At 54.9% G+C, this 226-nt stretch carries 1 protein-coding gene; it reads right to left on the bottom strand.

The window, feature by feature from the left end; genetic code table 11:
* A partial coding sequence (locus HJV72_RS19025; RefSeq protein ID WP_208073436.1) for a peptidoglycan-binding domain-containing protein occupies positions 1 to 226 on the bottom strand: 226 nt, incomplete at both ends.

Below are 226 nucleotides of genomic sequence, written 5' to 3' on the forward strand. Positions count from 1 at the left end.
ATGTTTTATAGTCCACGGTCCCAGTCTGCGGCAGACCGAATACGGACTGGAATTTTTCTACGGAGGCTGCCGTAGCCGGGCCGTATATTCCGTCCGCGGCTATCTTGGGGATTGCAGGGTATGCTCCGGCTATGACGTTGATCTGTTCCTGTATTTGTCTGACCTTGTCTCCGCTGGCGCCAATATCCAGGATGTAGCCGGGCCAGGAAGACGGAACACCGGATAT

Origin of the sequence: Extibacter sp. GGCC_0201, from assembly GCF_017566055.1 — a bacterium.
In the GTDB taxonomy this organism is placed as follows: Bacteria; Bacillota; Clostridia; order Lachnospirales; family Lachnospiraceae; genus Extibacter.